Raw genomic sequence first — 15,448 nt, 5'->3', positions numbered from 1 at the left:
TTTATTATGTCTGAACTTGTTATTGGCCACAGCAGCGAAGTGCTTATGCATTTTGATTTAAAGCTGGAAGATGGTTCTGCCGCTGATAGCACCCGCGTGAGCAAGAAGCCTGCTAAACTGGTGATGGGCGACGGTAGCCTTACGCCAAACTTCGAGGCCTGTTTATTAGGGCTTAAAGCCGGAGATAAAAAATCATTTACGCTGGCGCCTGAGGATGCATTTGGTCAGCCCAATCCTGACAATATGCACCATATGGATCGCACTCGATTCAGCCAGGATGTGGAAGAAGGTATGATTATGGCATTCGCCCAGCCCGACGGCTCAGAAGTCCCGGGTATCATTCGCAGTGTTGTAGGTGATTCTGTAACGGTTGACTTTAATCATCCGCTGGCGGGACAAACTGTTATTTTCGATGTCGAAATTTTACAGGTTAACGAGCCACAAGCCTAAGGAGAAAAAATGCAAATACATTTAGCGAATCCCCGGGGCTTTTGTGCCGGGGTTGACCGCGCAATTACGATTGTAGAGCGGGCTCTGGAAATGTTTAAGCCGCCAATTTATGTACGTCATGAAGTTGTTCATAATAAGTTTGTGGTGGATGGCTTGCGTGAGCGCGGCGCGCTTTTCGTTGATGAACTGCATGAAGTTCCCGACGACAGTATTGTTATTTTTTCGGCACATGGCGTTTCTCAGGCAGTAAGAAGTGAAGCTGAGAGTCGTGGCCTTAAAGTATTCGACGCTACCTGCCCGCTCGTTACCAAAGTTCATATGGAGGTAACCCGCGCCAGCAAAACCGGCACGGAGTGTGTTCTTATCGGGCATGCTGGTCACCCTGAAGTTGAGGGTACAATGGGCCAGTACAACAATCCTGAAGGTGGGATTTATCTGGTCGAATCCACTGCCGATGTGGAAAAACTCACCGTAAAAGATCCTTCCCAATTATATTATTGCAGTCAAACGACCCTATCGGTTGATGACACCGCTGATGTAATCGATGCACTACGGGCACGTTTCCCGGATATCCAGGGACCCAGGAAAGATGATATTTGCTATGCAACGCAAAATCGTCAGGACGCTGTTCGAGATCTTGCTAAAGACTGCCAGGTTCTGCTTGTCGTGGGGGCGCAAAATAGCTCTAATTCAAACCGTTTGCGAGAATTGGCTGAAAAGGTAGGGGCAAGAGCGTACCTTATCGCCGATGCAAACTGTATCCAGCCCGCGTGGCTTGAAGGTATTGAACATATTGGTGTAACTGCAGGCGCCTCAGCGCCGGAAGTGCTGGTTAAAGGCGTCATTGAGCGTTTGCAATCCTGGGGGGCAGAAAAAGCCTCTGAACGGCAGGGCAGGGAAGAGAATGTGGAATTTGCCGTACCCAAAGAATTGCGTATTAAGCAGGTAATATAATGTCATCTGCACCGAGTGTTCAAACCCTCCTTCCGAGAATTTAATTTAATACGCTGGCGCTGCTGTCGATACTTAAACTTTTACAATGCTGATATAGCATAAAGTCGATAAAGTTTAATAAAGGTAACGGCAGCCTATGCGCCCATTCGCGCAACGACGACACCAACGCGGTGTAGGTCTGATTGAAATACTGATCACACTTTTTATCCTGGCAGTAGGGCTGCTGGGCGTCGCGTCGTTACAATTTGTCGGTTCGTTTGCCAATAAAGATGCCATCAGCAGAACACAATCGGAGCTGGTGGCCAAGCAAATTGCTGAACGGCTACGCTCAGCCTCCCGACCAGCCCAGGTGGGCGATGGACTGGTAGTGGATAATGCCTATTTCACACCTGCTCATTATAATTTTGCAAACTTAAGTTGTGCCGAGTCGGATCCCTATGCATGCTATTGTCTTTCCCGACCGGCTGCGATTCCCGACTGCGAATCCGGCCAGTGTAATGAGAGTCAAATGGCTCAATACGACGGTTGGGCACTCTCCTGTGCAGCCGTTCAGACTAACCCGGCTACCGAGATTTCTGTAAATTGTACCGATAGCAACGGGGCTGACGGTGATGACTGCAGTGCCGGGTCACGTATTCATATTCTGCTGCGCTGGCCTGTAAGCACCCAGCCCAACCAAAAATACACCCTGACCGAACGGTGCAACCCCGTTGCAGGAAACGCATTCGCCTGCATATTCAAGGATATTGTTTTATGAACAATGTTCGCGGTTTTTCTCTTATCGAGCTTATGATCTCTCTGGTGCTGGGTACCATCATTACTATTGCCATTATTCAGGTGATGGTTAGCAGCCGCATTACCAATGGACTGAATCAGTCAGTCGCACAGGTCCAGGAGTCCGGGCGCTATATTATGACCAGACTGAGCCGCGATTTACTCGAAGCCGGACGTTATGACCGGGTGGGAACGGTAATGGATACCTCGGTGGACACCAGTGTTGAAGCAGCTTTCGTGCAAAACCATCCCATCGGCCTGGCCGGTGATTTTATCTTATCGCCGGCACTGGGCAGCGAAGAAGGGGCATCAGGGGCTAGTGATAAGCTGGTAATCAATAAGCAGGACAACGTTGATTGCACCGGTTCAACCCATGGCTATACCGACAGCCGTCACTTTCATGTCGTTAATGTTTATGAAATCAAGCAAAGTAAGTTGGTCTGCCGCGGTTACGACGGTCGTCTTTTACGAGGCGTGAAATCGGGTACGTTGACCGGCACAACCGTAACATTAATGGATAATGTTGAAAGTTTTCAGGTTCAGTATGGTATCAGCACCTCTGCAACTACATCTAATGGCTTACCGGTGCGTTACGTAACTGCTGATGCACTCGCTAGCACCCGGGCAGCATTACAACAGACTGTCACATTGAGAATTGGTGTATTGCTCAAAAGTGATAGCAATGAAATCAGTCAGATCCCGGTCAGCGATATTGCTGTTCTCAATGAAGCCCCCGTGACCACTGACGAAAATCACTATTATCAGGTCTTCACCCAAACCATGGCATTACGAAACATGAAAAATTTTGTCAGGAGTGCAAAATGAGAAAACAACAGGGCGTTGTACTGATTATGGCACTACTCATTTTATTATCCCTTACAGTCATCGGTATCAGCGCAGTATCCAGTAGTTTAAGTCAGTCAAAAATGGCGATGTCAATGCAACAGTCAGGACTGGCATTCGATGCTGCTGAAGCTGCCCTGGCAGGCGTGTTTTTTGAAGCTGAGGATGAGATTTTACTGGCCAATGATACGCTCATGGATCCGCTTTCAGCCGCGCGGCAGGGAACCCCTCTTGATCCACAAACCGATGCCCTTAGCTGCTTTGAAAACGCCCAGTGGACCAATCGACAGCTTACAGTGAACGGTTTAACTACTAATACGAATCATACTGAAGCCGGAGACTATCAAAGCGAGATTAGAACTCAAAGCTGGTCGCGAACAGCATTTGTGCGTGAGCAGGCATGTCGCGGCTCATCGAATGTTATCGGCGGTAGTAATATCAGTTGCCATGTTTTTATCGTGCGAGGATGTGGTCAGGTGGAGGGCAAAGCCTCCGTAGTTGCGAATACGGTGTCAGCAGCAGTGCTTGCCCCGGCGTCTAATTAACAGGAGTAGATACAGGTGAAGAACATTCTCAGATGGTGTATGTCGCTCTTACTGTGGCTGTGTATAGGTGCATCAGCCATGGCCGATGATTTGGATATTTACCTGGGCACTGCTGATGCGTCTGTCACCTATAATCCCAACGTTCTGTTCATTATGGATACCTCCGGCAGCATGGGTAATCGCGACGGAACGGACAAATCAAGAATGCTGCGGGTAAAAGAAGCGTTTCGCACAGCCATTTCCTCGGCGACCAATATCAACGCCGGATTGATGCGTTTTTCTGATATAGGCGGGCCGGTATTATTCCCCATCAGAGATATTGATTCTCCCATTAACCCTGAGCTCATTACTTCCACCAGCGGCAGCAATAGTGATGCACATGAGATTGACGGCGCGGTAAACACCACTAGCAATGTAATTCGTCTTACCAATGGTACTCAGACAGTTCACAGCGGGATGCGCTTCACCCAGCTCAATATCCCCCGGGGCGCGACAATTACTCATGCTTACCTGCGCTTTACTTCAGAACAACTTAATACGGCCGACGCGACAATGATTTTTCGCGGCGAGCTCAGTGGAGATAGTGAAGGGTTTTCTTCTTCCAACGACATCACATCAAGGCCGCGCACAATGGCGCAGGTGGTATGGGATAATGACAATGCATTCCCGGTCAGTAATGAAATCTTTTCTTCGCCGGATCTCACCGCCGTCATTCAGGAAATTGTTGACCAGTCGGCCTGGTGTGGCGGGCAGGCGTTGAGCATTTTGGTGGAAGGAAGCAGCAATAGTGCAGGTAGTGCAAGAGTAGTGAATGCTTATGACAGTGGCGTTGATCAATCACCCCAACTGGTTGTGGAGTATGATGAGACAACTGCCACAGGTTGTATCAGTGCTTCGTCCCATTATCAGGTGAATTATCAAAGCGATAATCGCGAAGAAACTCCCTGGGGATATAATGAAACAGCCAATGTTCTGAACATGCGCAGTGATGCAAATGAACACATTGGTGTGCGCTTTCGAAATGTGAATATCCCGCAAGGCGCAGAAATTCAGGAAGCCGTGCTGCAACTTACCGCCAATACATCCTACTATTACTCAGCCAGCACAACTATCAGAGGGTTGGCATATAACAATATTGGCAGGCTGGATAAACTGAACCGCTATGGCTTGCGATATGCCGACAAAACATCCGCCTCGGTCAACTGGAACATGCCCTGGGTGGGCTATGGTAGTCGCTTTGAAAGTGACAATTTAAAACACATCATAGAAGAAATTGTGGCGCGTCCCGGCTGGCAGCCGGGCAACGCACTTGCTTTGGTTATGTCTGACTTTGCGGGTGTGCGCGGTGCTTTCAGCTATCGAGGCTCTGGTGGTAATGCGCCCAAACTCATTGTTAAATATAAAGGCCAGGCAACGCCGGGAACAGTGGCCACGGTAAGAGAGCATTTGTCCAGTAAAGTGGATGAGCTCAACGCCAGTGGTTATACGCCTATCGTTGACACCCTTTACGAAGCCACCAACTATTACGGTGGACGCAGTGTTGATTATGGCCTTCAGCGCGGCGATGGCTCGGTCTCATCCAATGTAAGACGATCTACGCGGGTTAGCCACAGAGCGTCTTATCTGGGCGCTGATGCAATGCGACCATACGGCTGCACCGAAGATAATCTGAGCGATAGTGATTGTATTGGCGAATATATTCCGGCCGGCGCCACGTATATTTCTCCGGTGTCAGACTTACAGTGTCAGACCAATAATCATATTGTTCTGCTATCTGACGGGGAGGCCAACTCTAATCACAGCGTCGGGAAAATTGAAGCATTATTGAATAAGTCCTGCCATGGTTCGGGCGGCGAGCGTTGTGGTCTGGATCTGGTCAGTAACTTAAGCGATAAAGGCGAATCTGTCATCGACCGGCGCATAATGACCCACACCATTGGGTTTGCCGCTAACAGCACGGCCAACAACTTTCTGAATAAGCTTGCTCAGCAGGGCGGTGGCGGTTTTTATAAAGCTGATGACAGCGATGAATTGCTGGACGCCTTTCAGACAATTTTACGCTCAGTAAAAGATATCAATGCTACGTTTGTTTCGCCGGGGGTGGCAGTAAACCAACTGAACCGGCTAACTCACCGGGATGAGTTGTATTTTGCCCTGTTTAAGCCGGCAGAAGGTACCGACTGGCCAGGCAACCTTAAGAAATACAAACTTGATGGCAACACTATTGTAGATAAAAACGGGGTGTCTGCGGTAGATAGTGTCAGTGGTTTCTTCTCCGATACGTCCCATAGTTATTGGTCTATCCTGGCTGATGGCAACAGTGTGCGTAAAGGCGGCGCGGCAAGTCAGCTTTCCGCGAACCGGAATATATATATGTTCGACGGTACCGGCAATATTGTTACCAGCAGCAACCGATTGCATGAAAACAATAGCGCTATTACGGTCGCGGACATGGGGTTAGAAACCGCAAATGACGCAGAAATTATGCGCGATACTGTTTTAAAGTGGGCGCGAGGTGTAGACATCAAAGATGCCGATGGTGACGGTGATGTCAGCGATGTACGGTTGCAAATGGGCGATCCGATTCACTCTCAGCCAGTTATCGTTAATTACGGTCCGGAGGATTCGGCCATTCTGGTTGCTACCAACCAGGGCTTCTTACATTCTTTTGACGCCGAAACAGGACAGGAAAATTTTGCTGTTATTCCTCGGGAACTGTTGGCTAACTTGCCGGAGTTTTACGAGGATAACTCAACGTTTAATCATGTTTATGGTCTTGACGGCGATATGGTGCTGCGTTCGGTAGGTAACAAAACTTATTTGTATGTGGGCATGCGTCGAGGGGGCCATAATTATTATGTTTTCGATATTACGCAGAAAAATAATCCAGAGCTGGTATTTAAAATAGATGGCGATACAGCGGGACTGGAAAAACTGGGGCAAACCTGGTCACGCCCCACCATCACTAAAGTTAAATTAGGTAATGTTACGAAAAATGTCATGATTGTTGGTGGTGGCTACAGCGAGGATCAGGATGTCAAACAAGTTCGTTCCGCTGACGCTGTGGGCAACGCTGTATTTATCTTCGACGCGGACAACGGCGCATTATTATGGCAGGCCAGTAACACTGATGCCGATCTTAATCTGCCCCACATGCAATACAGTATTCCCGGGCGGATCTCAGTTATTGATCGGGATAATGATGGTCTGGCCGACCATATGTACGTGGCCGACATGGGTGGACAGCTGTTTAGACTGGATATCTATAATGGACAGACCGGTGCTGATTTTATAAAAGGCGCTCGCCTGGCTGATTTTGGCGGCGACACTGAAACCAATAACCGACGCTTTTTCTATGGTCCGGATATTTCGGAGGTCGCGCTGGGCAATGAGCATTATTACGCAGTGGCTATTGGTAGTGGCTGGCGGGCATCGCCGCTGGATACAGTAATTGAAGACCGCTTTTACATGCTTAAAGACAAAGGCATCTTTAAACGGGATGAAAACAATAACCATGTTTTTAAAACTGATACTACCGAAGCCACTATGTACAATGCCACTGAGCATCTTCTGACCAGTGATGACGCATCTGCCCGGGAACTGGCGACGTCTATGTTTTCCAATAAAGATGGTTGGTATCTGGAAATGACCACGGGTGGCGAAAAGATACTATCTTCGCCACTAATTATCGATTATAAGATTCTGTTTACCAGCTATATTCCGGCGGAAAGTTCTGAAAGCGCCTGTGCGCCACCCACCGGGAACAGCCGGGCGTATCTGGTCAATCTGGCTAATGGCAACGCGGTGGACGACTTAAATCAGAATAATCAGCTAGATAATAACGATCGCTATGCTGATCTGCGCCAAAGTGGCATCGCACCTGAAACAAAAATTCTTATCGAGGAAATTATCAAGCCGGTGGTGTGTCTGGGTACAGAGTGTGCTTCAGCGGTAATTGAAACCGAAGAAGATGGTGATGAAGTTTCATGTACCTCTGACTTTGCGTGTCTGGTCAGAAATATCTACGGGCGTTTTGAGCGTGTAATTTATGATAGCTGGACCACAGAAACAGAAAGGAATTGAGCCATGGTGCACCATAAGGGATTTACTCTGATAGAGCTGATGATAACCGTAGCCATTGTAGCGATTATCTCAGCCATTGCTTATCCGTCGTATCAGGGCGTCATGAAGGGAAGTTATCGCAGCAACGCCCAGGCCGATCTAATGGCGTTTGCTGCGAGCATGGAGCGTCATTTTAGTGGTGCATTCACCTACAAGGGGGCTGCTATCTCGGGGGATATCGGGGCACCTGCAACCTTTGCCAGCCACTCACCAGCCTCAGAGCCTGTCAGTAACAAACGCTATGATCTAACCATCGTATCGGCGGATGCCACGGGTTTTGTCATTACCGCCACACCGGTTTCTGGTACGACGCAGGACGGCGATGGTGCGCTGTTTTATTATAGTGATGGTCGCAAAGGCTGGGATGCTGATAGCAGTGGTAGCGTTGACGGCAATGAATTTTGCTGGCGATGTTAATCGGCTGACGGCAAAGCCGATAAATAGCGATATAACGAAGGCCGGTACGCGGTCATATGCAAGACTATCGGTTCGCTATTTACCCCCTGAACAACACTGACTGTAAGGTTAATCCGGTCTGAAACGGCTAGAGCACTGTCAACGTAAAGTAGTTCAGCCTCTGCGTGCTGTAAGCGCTGGGGCTGCAAAACTAGTGACTCGACGGGCTGGTTGAGTTGCGCCTGGACTACTGCGGGTACATAGTCAGACAGTGTAGCGTAGTCCGCCGATGTGATTGTTCCAAGATGTGCATGTAATAACTGTTGTTGGGCTGTGGTGCGCGCATACACCGCAACCTCATGGACCCGCCACTGCCACTTCAGGGTTAACGAGCTAAGTGCGATACCCCCGCTAACAAATAGCAGCGTTGCAATAAGGCATTCTACCAGGCCCAAGCCAGACATATCTTTTCTCACAATGGAAAGTCTCGCCATGTACCGGCTACGTCCTGATGTAATTGCATATAGGGAGCATTTTGAAGAGTGGCCAGTACATCAGGTTTGTATGCAATTTTGAGTGCAGAGCCGGTCGTAATCTGATGATTGATTAACAACGCCCCCATTATCTGTGCTGTAGGCGCCATCACAATTGTACGTAATGAAGTATTGTCATCAGCATCGCTGACAACCGTTCCCCAAAGCCGACTGTCTGGCGGCATGTGTAAATCAGCATTTTTAATAACCAAGAATACCGGAGCCTGCGCGGAACCGATAATCTGCAGCGGCGCGAGTTCACAATTACTGTTAATCACATAGACGCCTCGTGCTGTATGATCCAGCCCCGCACAGGTATCGATATGCTTATTTTCGTCTGTGACCACTTTCGGGGCACTAAGCAGCCATAGCATCAAATCTTGAGGTCTCGTAGCAACCCATTCACCCGCCTGTCCAGGTGGCATCTCCACCGTTAAAGTCACCGGAGCTGGTAAATTATTACGGCTAATTATTGGCGCTGGCGGCTGTCGCCTGAGCAGGGGAAAGCGAACAAAGTGTTGTCTGACCATGGCAGGAGCCGGCTGGGTAACAGATATGCTGACATCTGATGTCATAATTTTCATACCATCGACGACATGGGCTTGCTGTTCAGTCACAACAGCAGCGATATTCGCAGGTAAAGGGTCTAAATCATGAGCAGCTCTGTTTAACAATGAACTGATATACGCCAGACGCTGGTCAGCCTCAAAAGCGGCTAAACGGGATTGCCGCAGGCCGACCGCCTGATGCGCAGTTACGCTGAAGTAACGCGCTACATAGGCAGCGCCTACTGCACCAATAACCATGATGATGACCATTGGGACGAGAATACTGCCCTGATGAGATCTCATTTTAATTATTCCGTAATATGACTGGCCATTGCAAAGCAGCGGTCTGTTCCTCGTCATCCTTAAGCGCAGCAGAAATGTGGATCTTTAGTAGCGTGCGCTCGTCTGTTGTTGTGATGAGCTCAATACGAAAAACAGTGATTTTGTAATAGTCGGGCTCACTGACATCATGCCAGCCTGGTTCATGACATTGTTTACCAGCGACTCTGGACTCCAGTGCGCCGTCTTTGAGCCGATAGCCAAAGTGTTCTGAACTCGGATGCGTATCCACTATGCCATTATGGTTTTTGTCAAAGTGAAACAAAATGCAGCTGTCAGCCGGCTCATCGGGGTGAGCGCTGAGTGAATAGGCAGGGAAAAAAGGTGAAACTGAGCGCGGCTGTCCCGCGAGAAAATATTCCATCGCTTTGGCATCATAACCGGCGCGCCGAACCTGCGTTGATACTAAAAAGGCCAGGCGGCTCAGTTGATTAATAAGGTCCAGACGCTGAATAGCACTAAGTTGATGCAATGTGAGCTTCACCACAAAACTTGCCGCTGCACTCAGTAAAATCATGCCAATGGCAAGTGATATTAGCATTCCGGTCAGTGTATACCCGCGCACTAGCATTGCGACACGCCTGGTAAGACGGAATCAATTGCGCAGATTCTTATCCTGCCTAACTGATTGACAATGATTTTCACGGCGTAGTGGGTGGTGCGCAATACAATTGCCCCAGCACTGCCTTCTGCCAGCCCGGTGGAAGATGAGAACCGGGCATAGTCTGTGGCACCGGCAAACGCTGCAGAAACAACCAGGACGGGCTCAGTGATAGTTAGTTGATGGTTTTCGTTAGCCTGGTCACACACCAGGGACATCGCACAAGCGGGGGCATCTGATAATCTGATGATAGATGGTGAAGCGTGATCGAAGACAACAAACACCGGCTTATGACTTACAATCGCAAGATGCTGTGCCCGATGAAGAAACAGAGCCAGTTCTCTGGCCGCACTTTTCAATCTGGTTTGCTGGTACCAGTTAAGGTACGATGGTGAGGCAATTGTGGTGAGGATAACGACCACTGCAACTGACGTTAACAACTCAATAAGTGAAAATCCGTTTCTATCCGAAAATCTGTTCTGTTGCACAGCTTACCCGTCCTGTGAGTCTGGTATCGTAAGCCCTTAGTGTAAAAAAACAACAGTTGACGGGTAAGCTGTACCTAAGACAGGAATTACATCATGGGCAAGCAACGCGGTCTGACTTTTACTGAGGTACTTCTAGTGCTGGCCATCATTGGTATTATCACGGCGCTGGCAGTTCCCAGTTACAAGTATTTTTTGAATGAAGGTGAGTTAAGGACGATTCAGGCAAAGCTGCTGGAGCTTCAAAACGAGCAGGAAGCTTATCGTTTAAAGCATAATCATTATCCAGAGATACCGTCTTTTCAGGTAGTGGAGAATGGTTACACGTATCATATTGAAACAGAAAATGTCTCAGCGGACAGCTTTAAGCTTATTGCTACCCGAGAAGAAGGTAACAACGATTGTCAGACAATGGCGATTGATCATCATTTTTATAAAACGCCAGAGCAATGCTGGCGTTAGGTGCAACTTATGTTGTTACCGTCAGCGTCTTCACGAATACCGTCGTTATTGGCGTCGGTCGCTGCCGCTACTCGACCGTACAAAGAGATTATCAGCGCTGAGGCTAGTTTCTGGTTGCCGGACGCAGGGCAAATAGTCACTGTTGCCTGTTGATTTATCGAACCATCCGGGTTGAATATCAGCGCATCCTGGATACCAGCAATTGTATTGCCCTGCGCCAGTGCATCAGAAGAGGTTATCAAAACTTCACTGGTGTCTCTGCTACCGTTGGTATTGGTGTCAATAAAGACCATTTTAGCCTGCCTCCAGTCTGTAGAACAGTCTGTGTAATCATGGGTTGGACAGACGGTCACCGGAATTTCTTCATCAATGGCAGTAAATCGCGCAACCCGGGCAATTGTGCTGAGATTATTAAGATCGGCTACCACGTTATTTTTTTGCAGTATATTGCCGATACCCGGCGCTCCGATAGTGACCAGGATGGCGGCAATGGCCACAGTAATCATCATCTCAATCAGAGACAGGCCACACTGTTTTCTCATAATAACGTCTGGTTGATTGGTTCAGTGCAAAGGTTACTGCTTTTTAACCACATAATGGGTATAGGATTTTGTTGACCTGTATGGATATTTACAGGGCAGTGCGCAAAAACGTGTAACCAGCGTGGCAAGATATACTGACAGCGTTTTGTGGATAGCGTACACTTAAATGTATCGGTCCAGACGGTAAAAGTGAAATAAAGATGCATAAACAAGCAGTTATCGATGAGATGAGAGTCTCGCCGCAGATTGATGCTGAACTGGAAGTACAACGCCGGGTAGCGTTTATTAAGCAACAGCTGGCCAACTCGGGTTTGCGCTCTTTAGTGTTAGGAATCTCTGGAGGCATAGACTCCTGCTTGCTGGGCAAGCTGGCGCAGATGGCAGTGAACGAGCTCAACGAAACGCAGCGAGGGGGTTTCCAGTTTGTTGCAGTGAGGTTACCTTATCATCAACAGGCTGACGAACAGGATGCTCAAAAGGTTCTGGAATTTATCCAGCCTGACAAGAGTATGACGGTGAATGTTCAGCCGGGTGCAGATGCAATCCATGAGGCTACAGTTAGTGCGCTGGGTGAGCAAAAGTTATTACCCGACAGTGAAACAAAACAGGATTTTGTTAAAGGTAATGTTAAGGCTCGAACCCGCATGGTGATCCAATATGAAATAGCCGGGATGGTTGATGGACTGGTACTTGGCACGGATCATTCAGCTGAAAATATTACTGGGTTTTATACCAAATATGGTGATGGGGCATGTGATCTTGCTCCGCTGTTTGGTCTTAACAAACGTCAGGTGCGTCAGATTGCAAGATACCTGGGGGCACCAGATACTATTATCGATAAAGCGCCCACGGCTGACCTGGAAACACTTTCTCCTCAAAAAGAAGATGAAGCTGCACTTGGGTTAAGTTACGACCAAATTGATGACTTTCTCGAAGGAAAGCAGGTGGATCAGGCAGTGAGCGATAAACTGCTGAAGATCTATCAGCGTACACAACATAAACGGGTTCCTATTCCCACCATATATGATAAAGAGTAAGCGGCATGAAAAAGATTGAAGCAATAATCAAACCTTTCAAGATGGACGATGTAAGAGAGGCGCTTGCAGATGTTGGCATTGCCGGAATGACGGTTACAGAGGTGAAGGGATTTGGGCGCCAGAAAGGCCATACAGAACTATATCGCGGCGCTGAGTATCAGGTGGACTTTCTACCTAAAATTAAAATAGATATCATCATTGATGATGAGCGTGTTGAGCAAGCCGTTGAAGCAATTGAGCAAGCTGCCCGGACAGGCAAAATTGGTGATGGTAAAATCTTTGTTTATAATGTCGAAAGCGCACTACGGATTCGTACCGGAGAGACCAACGAAGACGCGCTGTAAACTGAACACAAAAAAAGGGCGTAAGCCCTTTTTTTATACGTCCTAATTAACCGTAAATGATTAGTGGTCGTTGCCACTGCCCGGACCATGAGCATGACCGTGTTCAACTTCTTCAGGTGTGGGGTCGCGCACTTCAACAACTTCTACATCAAACTTAAGGGGGACACCTGCCAGTGGATGATTTCCATCCACTACAACATGGTCATCAGCAACATCAATAATCATGACGGATTGCTCGCCTTGTTCTGTAGTCGCCCGAAATGACATACCAACTTCAACATCCATGCCTTCAAACATATCTTTTGGTACCTGTTGAACTAACTCGTCCATACGCTGACCATATGCTTTATCCGGATCGATGGCGACATCAAATTTTTCGCCCTGCTCTTTATTTTGTAGCGCTTCTTCAAGCCCCTCAATCAAAAAACGCTGGCCCAGCATCACCGTTAGCGGCTCTTTGCCTTCAGAAGAATCAAGTTGAGTGCCGTCTTCTGCTGAGACTGTGTAATGGATAGATACCACGCTATCGGGTGTAATTGTCATAAATATACCTAATCGTATTTTTTGGCAGCCTTGCTACCGTGAATTTTGCGCGTCACCCGATTAAGAGCGGCCACGCACGTTATTAGTTTCCTGCTCAATCGAGTAGGGGAGTGGCTCGCAGGAAAATGTGGGCAGGGCTTTGCCCTTTACCCTGAATACATCTTCCTCGCTGGTGTCATTATTTAACACTGCCATCAGCCAGGTTTCTTCACTCAGCGTTGCTGAACGAATTATGGCACCACCGCGGCGCCAATTACCGGCAAGTTCTTTTTCCAACAAAGCGTCATCGCTTAGTTGTAATGCTTCTGGTACCCGGAAGATAAACGCTGCACGTTTGTTTTTGCCCAGATACTTGGTTCGGGCCACCACTTCCTGACCCATATAACAGCCTTTGCCAAAATCAATAGCATCAAGCGCCTGAACATTCATCATCTGGGGCACAAATTCATTAATATGATCGTTTCTGACATCCGGAATGCCAGCTTTGATGCAAAGCGCTTCATAAACCGCTTCATCATAAGAAACTACCGATTCTCTGTTAAGCCATTCACGCAAGTGGGCGGTCGCCTCTTCGTTTAATACAAGCTGAAAAGTATTCTCAGCAACGTCTGATCTGATGACACTTCCCAGCGGATTGCTGATACAGCCTAATGGTGCATCGGGTAACCCGGCAAACTTAGTGTTAATCCACGAGCTTACTTTTTCGCCAGCCACAAAGAACTGACAGAATGTCTCACTAGCATCAATAATATCTGTTTTGGAAAACACGCCGTATTTATTCAGCTGGGCCAGCGTCATCGCCAGAGATGACCGGTTTAATGACAGCGCTACCCCGTCAGCATGGCGAAAAACCAGGGGAAGAGACCAGGTCTTGCCTTTGAAGTCACAATGGGCAGCGCGCCGGGCCCGGGATTCGGGCAGGGTTGTCATATCAATCGTAAGCTGACCCTGCAAAAAGGTTGCACTTTCCTGCCCGGTGAGTGACACCAGACCCGTATTAGCCAGTTCTACAAAAAAGTCTGCTTCAAGCGCATTTATGGAAGCTGGTCGTGTCATAGCTACCCTGTATTCATAAAATCAGATGAGAAGTAACGTTGGGTCGCATAATTATTTCCCAAGGGTAAATCTTATAAAATCAGCAAAAAGGTCAGTGATTCCAGCCAATTTCACATGCTATGATGCGGCTTACTCATAACACAGATGTTTATAGTTTATGTTTTCACCAAAAAGATATGCGCGTCTAAAATGGGCTTGCCGCCGTGGTATGCTGGAGCTGGATGTTTTATTTTTGCCGTTCGTGGAGACAGGGTTCCACGAATTAAGCGAAGAGGATAAGGAAACCTTTGAAAAACTGTTGACCTGTGATGACCCCGATTTGTTCGCCTGGTTTATGGGCCATCAATCTTGTCCTGACCCTGAGCAGGCCGCGATGGTTAAGCATATTCTGGGTCGTGTCAAAGTATAGAAGTACCATTCGGTACACCAGATGGCGTAGTATGCAGATGCTGTTGCCGGGCATTGCAATGCTAATTGCCATTGGCGGTTTAAGCGATCAGCTCTGGTCTTATTTGCCGGAGGGTACGCCACACGCTTTTATCGCAATAACGATTCTGGTGATGCTGGTTATATTTGTCCGGGCGTTTCAAAGCACGACAATTCGGCCACCAGGGTGTATTCATATATTGTTCGACAATCAGGGAACATGGTATCAATCATTGATGCCAGAAAACTTGACCCTGGACGCGCCCTGGCAACTTACAACGCAATCCAGAGTTATGCCACTGGGGCTATTTCTGGTTCTCACCGACGGCGCCGGACAGCGTCATCGTCAATGGATTCTTAAAGGCGAACTTCCTGATTCTGACTATCGACGGGTGGTTCGCGCCATCAGCATGGTTCAAAGATAAGGCAGCCTGCACGGATATTTGCT

Annotated in this window: 19 protein-coding genes; 12 read left to right on the top strand and 7 right to left on the bottom strand. The window is 48.1% G+C overall.

Annotation, left to right across the window (positions count from 1 at the left end):
* The first annotated feature begins 6 nt into the window (after nucleotides 1–6).
* The 7 genes from fkpB to F458_RS0108590 all read left to right on the top strand — a co-directional run bounded on the left by fkpB (nucleotide 7) and on the right by F458_RS0108590 (nucleotide 8,105).
* On the top strand, nucleotides 7–450 hold the full coding sequence (gene fkpB / locus F458_RS0108620) for an FKBP-type peptidyl-prolyl cis-trans isomerase (RefSeq protein ID WP_018983006.1): 444 nt from the start codon (nucleotides 7–9) through the stop codon (nucleotides 448–450).
* A gap of 9 nt (nucleotides 451–459) precedes the next feature.
* The gene (gene ispH, locus F458_RS0108615) at nucleotides 460–1,404 is read left to right on the top strand and encodes a 4-hydroxy-3-methylbut-2-enyl diphosphate reductase (RefSeq protein WP_018983005.1); all 945 of its coding nucleotides are present in this window, start codon (nucleotides 460–462) and stop codon (nucleotides 1,402–1,404) included.
* Nucleotides 1,405–1,540: 136 nt separating this feature from the next.
* On the top strand, nucleotides 1,541–2,161 hold the full coding sequence (locus F458_RS0108610) for a prepilin-type N-terminal cleavage/methylation domain-containing protein (RefSeq protein WP_018983004.1): 621 nt from the start codon (nucleotides 1,541–1,543) through the stop codon (nucleotides 2,159–2,161).
* On the top strand, nucleotides 2,158–3,003 hold the full coding sequence (locus F458_RS0108605; RefSeq protein ID WP_018983003.1) for a PilW family protein: 846 nt from the start codon (nucleotides 2,158–2,160) through the stop codon (nucleotides 3,001–3,003). Before F458_RS0108610 ends, F458_RS0108605 begins: the two co-directional genes overlap by 4 nt.
* A complete protein-coding gene (locus F458_RS0108600; protein WP_018983002.1) occupies nucleotides 3,000–3,566 on the top strand; it encodes a PilX N-terminal domain-containing pilus assembly protein in 567 nt (188 codons plus the stop codon). Before F458_RS0108605 ends, F458_RS0108600 begins: the two co-directional genes overlap by 4 nt.
* 15 nt (nucleotides 3,567–3,581) lie before the next feature.
* A complete protein-coding gene (locus tag F458_RS0108595; RefSeq protein WP_026294589.1) occupies nucleotides 3,582–7,649 on the top strand; it encodes a PilC/PilY family type IV pilus protein in 4,068 nt (1,355 codons plus the stop codon).
* Between the two features lie 3 nt (nucleotides 7,650–7,652).
* Nucleotides 7,653–8,105, top strand: a complete 453-nt coding sequence (locus F458_RS0108590) for a type IV pilin protein (RefSeq protein WP_018983000.1) — start codon at nucleotides 7,653–7,655, stop codon at nucleotides 8,103–8,105.
* On the opposite strand, the gene F458_RS0108585 is transcribed toward F458_RS0108590, so the two are convergent.
* The 4 genes from F458_RS0108585 to F458_RS0108570 are packed head-to-tail and all read right to left on the bottom strand — an operon-like array spanning nucleotide 8,102 to nucleotide 10,593.
* On the bottom strand, nucleotides 8,102–8,578 hold the full coding sequence (locus tag F458_RS0108585; RefSeq protein ID WP_156824207.1) for a hypothetical protein: 477 nt from the start codon (nucleotides 8,576–8,578) through the stop codon (nucleotides 8,102–8,104). The genes F458_RS0108590 and F458_RS0108585 overlap by 4 nt on opposite strands.
* Nucleotides 8,557–9,468 carry a hypothetical protein gene (locus F458_RS0108580; protein WP_018982998.1) on the bottom strand — a complete coding sequence of 304 codons (912 nt, stop codon included), beginning with the start codon at nucleotides 9,466–9,468 and terminating at the stop codon, nucleotides 8,557–8,559. The genes F458_RS0108585 and F458_RS0108580 overlap by 22 nt, the downstream gene beginning before the upstream one ends.
* Nucleotide 9,469: 1 nt before the next feature.
* Nucleotides 9,470–10,075, bottom strand: a complete 606-nt coding sequence (locus tag F458_RS0108575; RefSeq protein WP_018982997.1) for a hypothetical protein — start codon at nucleotides 10,073–10,075, stop codon at nucleotides 9,470–9,472.
* On the bottom strand, nucleotides 10,069–10,593 hold the full coding sequence (locus tag F458_RS0108570; RefSeq protein WP_018982996.1) for a GspH/FimT family pseudopilin: 525 nt from the start codon (nucleotides 10,591–10,593) through the stop codon (nucleotides 10,069–10,071). The genes F458_RS0108575 and F458_RS0108570 overlap by 7 nt, the downstream gene beginning before the upstream one ends.
* 93 nt (nucleotides 10,594–10,686) lie before the next feature.
* Here F458_RS0108570 and F458_RS0108565 point away from each other — a divergent pair, with 93 nt between their 5' ends.
* Nucleotides 10,687–11,052: a type IV pilin protein gene (locus tag F458_RS0108565; protein ID WP_018982995.1), complete on the top strand. Its 366-nt coding sequence runs from the start codon at nucleotides 10,687–10,689 to the stop codon at nucleotides 11,050–11,052.
* Here F458_RS0108565 and F458_RS0108560 read toward each other — a convergent pair.
* Complete coding sequence (locus tag F458_RS0108560) at nucleotides 11,049–11,594, bottom strand: GspH/FimT family pseudopilin (RefSeq protein WP_018982994.1); 546 nt, start codon at nucleotides 11,592–11,594, stop codon at nucleotides 11,049–11,051. The genes F458_RS0108565 and F458_RS0108560 overlap by 4 nt on opposite strands.
* 200 nt (nucleotides 11,595–11,794) lie before the next feature.
* Between F458_RS0108560 and nadE the strand changes: the two genes are divergently transcribed.
* Nucleotides 11,795–12,631: an ammonia-dependent NAD(+) synthetase gene (gene nadE, locus F458_RS0108555; protein WP_018982993.1), complete on the top strand. Its 837-nt coding sequence runs from the start codon at nucleotides 11,795–11,797 to the stop codon at nucleotides 12,629–12,631.
* A 5-nt stretch (nucleotides 12,632–12,636) separates the two neighbouring features.
* Nucleotides 12,637–12,975, top strand: coding sequence for a P-II family nitrogen regulator (locus tag F458_RS0108550; protein WP_018982992.1), 339 nt, complete (start codon nucleotides 12,637–12,639; stop codon nucleotides 12,973–12,975).
* A gap of 60 nt (nucleotides 12,976–13,035) precedes the next feature.
* On the opposite strand, the gene F458_RS0108545 is transcribed toward F458_RS0108550, so the two are convergent.
* Both F458_RS0108545 and ygfZ read right to left on the bottom strand, forming a co-directional pair.
* On the bottom strand, nucleotides 13,036–13,518 hold the full coding sequence (locus tag F458_RS0108545; protein ID WP_018982991.1) for an FKBP-type peptidyl-prolyl cis-trans isomerase: 483 nt from the start codon (nucleotides 13,516–13,518) through the stop codon (nucleotides 13,036–13,038).
* Between the two features lie 60 nt (nucleotides 13,519–13,578).
* A complete protein-coding gene (gene ygfZ, locus F458_RS0108540) occupies nucleotides 13,579–14,574 on the bottom strand; it encodes a tRNA-modifying protein YgfZ (protein ID WP_018982990.1) in 996 nt (331 codons plus the stop codon).
* 157 nt (nucleotides 14,575–14,731) lie between these two features.
* Here ygfZ and F458_RS0108535 point away from each other — a divergent pair, with 157 nt between their 5' ends.
* Nucleotides 14,732–14,983, top strand: coding sequence for an FAD assembly factor SdhE (locus F458_RS0108535; RefSeq protein WP_018982989.1), 252 nt, complete (start codon nucleotides 14,732–14,734; stop codon nucleotides 14,981–14,983).
* Nucleotides 14,883–15,425, top strand: a complete 543-nt coding sequence (locus F458_RS0108530) for a protein YgfX (RefSeq protein WP_156824206.1) — start codon at nucleotides 14,883–14,885, stop codon at nucleotides 15,423–15,425. The genes F458_RS0108535 and F458_RS0108530 overlap by 101 nt, the downstream gene beginning before the upstream one ends.
* The last annotated feature ends 23 nt before the right edge of the window (nucleotides 15,426–15,448 follow it).

The organism is Salinimonas chungwhensis DSM 16280 (genome assembly GCF_000378185.1).
GTDB lineage: Bacteria > Pseudomonadota > Gammaproteobacteria > Enterobacterales > Alteromonadaceae > Alteromonas > Alteromonas chungwhensis.
This window is presented reverse-complemented; position numbering and strand designations above follow the sequence as displayed.

Coding starts and splice junctions, on each gene's coding strand:
- ygfZ (WP_018982990.1), bottom strand. CDS start 14,574: ATGACACGACCAGCTTCCATAAATGCGCTTGAAGCAGACTTTTTTGTA.
- F458_RS0108545 (WP_018982991.1), bottom strand. CDS start 13,518: ATGACAATTACACCCGATAGCGTGGTATCTATCCATTACACAGTCTCA.
- fkpB (WP_018983006.1), top strand. CDS start 7: ATGTCTGAACTTGTTATTGGCCACAGCAGCGAAGTGCTTATGCATTTT.
- F458_RS0108590 (WP_018983000.1), top strand. CDS start 7,653: ATGGTGCACCATAAGGGATTTACTCTGATAGAGCTGATGATAACCGTA.
- F458_RS0108580 (WP_018982998.1), bottom strand. CDS start 9,468: ATGAGATCTCATCAGGGCAGTATTCTCGTCCCAATGGTCATCATCATG.
- nadE (WP_018982993.1), top strand. CDS start 11,795: ATGCATAAACAAGCAGTTATCGATGAGATGAGAGTCTCGCCGCAGATT.
- F458_RS0108535 (WP_018982989.1), top strand. CDS start 14,732: ATGTTTTCACCAAAAAGATATGCGCGTCTAAAATGGGCTTGCCGCCGT.
- F458_RS0108565 (WP_018982995.1), top strand. CDS start 10,687: ATGGGCAAGCAACGCGGTCTGACTTTTACTGAGGTACTTCTAGTGCTG.
- F458_RS0108550 (WP_018982992.1), top strand. CDS start 12,637: ATGAAAAAGATTGAAGCAATAATCAAACCTTTCAAGATGGACGATGTA.
- ispH (WP_018983005.1), top strand. CDS start 460: ATGCAAATACATTTAGCGAATCCCCGGGGCTTTTGTGCCGGGGTTGAC.
- F458_RS0108610 (WP_018983004.1), top strand. CDS start 1,541: ATGCGCCCATTCGCGCAACGACGACACCAACGCGGTGTAGGTCTGATT.
- F458_RS0108585 (WP_156824207.1), bottom strand. CDS start 8,578: ATGGCGAGACTTTCCATTGTGAGAAAAGATATGTCTGGCTTGGGCCTG.
- F458_RS0108560 (WP_018982994.1), bottom strand. CDS start 11,594: ATGAGAAAACAGTGTGGCCTGTCTCTGATTGAGATGATGATTACTGTG.
- F458_RS0108605 (WP_018983003.1), top strand. CDS start 2,158: ATGAACAATGTTCGCGGTTTTTCTCTTATCGAGCTTATGATCTCTCTG.
- F458_RS0108575 (WP_018982997.1), bottom strand. CDS start 10,075: ATGCTAGTGCGCGGGTATACACTGACCGGAATGCTAATATCACTTGCC.
- F458_RS0108600 (WP_018983002.1), top strand. CDS start 3,000: ATGAGAAAACAACAGGGCGTTGTACTGATTATGGCACTACTCATTTTA.
- F458_RS0108530 (WP_156824206.1), top strand. CDS start 14,883: ATGACCCCGATTTGTTCGCCTGGTTTATGGGCCATCAATCTTGTCCTG.